The 2,069-nt window shown below is 55.1% G+C and carries 2 protein-coding genes; both read left to right on the plus strand.

Annotation, left to right across the window (positions count from 1 at the left end; genetic code table 11):
* Positions 1–64 precede the first annotated feature (64 nt).
* Positions 65–754, plus strand: a complete 690-nt coding sequence (locus IGR76_06275) for an HAD-IA family hydrolase (GenBank protein MBF2078123.1) — start codon at positions 65–67, stop codon at positions 752–754.
* An 81-nt stretch (positions 755–835) separates the two neighbouring features.
* On the plus strand, positions 836–1,987 hold the full coding sequence (gshA, locus tag IGR76_06280; protein ID MBF2078124.1) for a glutamate--cysteine ligase: 1,152 nt from the start codon (positions 836–838) through the stop codon (positions 1,985–1,987).
* The last annotated feature ends 82 nt before the right edge of the window (positions 1,988–2,069 follow it).

The following is a 2,069-nucleotide window of genomic DNA, read 5'->3' on the forward strand; positions in this document are numbered from 1 at the left end:
ACTGAAGGAAACGCCTTATTCTCAATACGGTGTGCTTCTTGCTGTGACCAATTACAAAAAAACTATGCTACAAGCGCTTTTGTTTGATCTGGATGGCACGATGGCGCACACCGATCCCATCCACTACGGGGTGTGGGTCGATATCCTACGAGAATTCGGCTTCACGCTGACTCCAGAACTTTACAATGCCCGGATTAGCGGTCGGCTGAATGAGGCGATCGTGGCGGATTGGCTGCCCCACCTTTCCGGGGTCGAGGGTCGGGAATTGAGCGCTCGCAAAGAGGCCGAGTTTCGTACCCGTGCCGCCGATCGTCTGCAACCCATGCCCGGTTTGCTGACCCTGTTGGATTGGGCAAATCAGCACCAGCTTAAGGTGGGTGTCGTCACCAATGCTCCCCGTGGGAATGCCGAGTTTATGCTGAATGTACTCCAGCTAGCCAACGCCTTTGATACGGTGGTGCTGGCGGAGGAACTGGAACGGGGCAAGCCCGATCCCTTGCCATACCAAGAGGCGATCGCCCGTCTAGGCGTAACACCACTGGAATCCCTAGTCTTTGAGGACTCTCCATCGGGGATTCGCGCTGCCGTAGCCGCAGAGATTCCCACTGCAGGCATTTCCTCTAGCCACGATCCCGATCGCCTGCGCCAGGTTGGGGCAACCTGGGTGATTCCGGATTTCACAGATGGGGAACTGTGGTCCCTGGTGCGATCGCGCCGAGTTATGGACAGCGATCCCGAACCTGTGCGAACCTAAGTTTTTCAGGCGAGGAGTCCCTATTCCCGTGGGGAACCTCGTAGAGTAAAAGTACACCCAGTAGCGAGGCAAGCGGTTAGTATGCTGCTCTCAAAAGGCTTTGAAGTCGAAATGTACACAGGCACGCCCGCCGGAGAGATCGTCGGTCTTTCGGACAAAATTGTGTCTGACCTAAACGGATTTGTGCGCGAACCGGATAGCCGCAATGTCGAGTATACGACCGCTCCGTTTACAGGGTATGAACGGTTGTTGTGTGCGCTGGTGCAACCCCGACAGCAGTTACGGGCGTATCTGCATCAACTGGGAGACTATACGCTGATTCCCGGCAGCACTCTTTCTCTGGGGGACAGCCGCCACTTTTACCGATCTGATCCCAAGAATCCCTATCACGCCTACATTGAGCAGACCTATGGCACCAAGGTAGTCACGGCGAGCATCCATATCAATATTGGCATTAGTGATCCGGAAACCTTGATGCGCGCCTGTCGCTTAGTCCGGGTGGAAGCACCGCTCTATCTGGCACTCAGTGCGGCATCTCCGTTTTTAGATGGTACTGTCACGGGTCAGCATTCTAGCCGCTGGAGCGTGTTTCCCAAAACCCCTGCCCATGTGCCCCTCTTTGAAAGCCATGCCCACTTTATCGACTGGACAGAGGCGCAATTAGCGGCAGGCACGATGCAGAACGTGCGCCATCTTTGGTCGTCCGTCCGTCCGAATGGCGATCGCCGTCCCTATTGCCTCAATCGTTTAGAGCTGCGTATTTGCGATCTCGTTACCGATCCCATTGCACTCCTGGCGATTACCGCCCTTCTTGAAGCTCGCATCCTGCAAACAATTGAGAATCCCGATCTCGATCCCCTTGTCATGAGCGCGTTACCGAGCCGCACTCGCGCCGACGATTTGGTGACGCTAACCGACGAAAACGAAACTGCCGCCGCCCACCACAGTCTCGATGCCACTCTGCGCCACTGGAAAGACGGCAGCCCCATCTCGACTCAGACTTGGATTGAAACCCTTTATCAAGAAGTATGGCCGACGGCAAAACAGGCCGGGTTTAGTTGTTTCCTATCGCCCCTGAAAAAGATTTTGCGCGAGGGTAATGAGGCGCAGCGTTGGCTAAAGGACTACGAGCAAGGGCTGGATGTACCAACAGTGGTGCAACATGCCATCCAAGCCACCCTGGATCAAGAACTGGCGATCGCCAGCCAAATCTGTGAACCTCGTGTGGCTTGAACAGTCGGGATCACGCTATGAATGCGGGTAATTGGTCACAGCAAGAAGCACACCGTATTGAGAATAAGGCGTTTCCTTCAGT

This window comes from Synechococcales cyanobacterium T60_A2020_003 (genome assembly GCA_015272205.1).
In the GTDB taxonomy this organism is placed as follows: domain Bacteria; phylum Cyanobacteriota; class Cyanobacteriia; order RECH01; family RECH01; genus JACYMB01.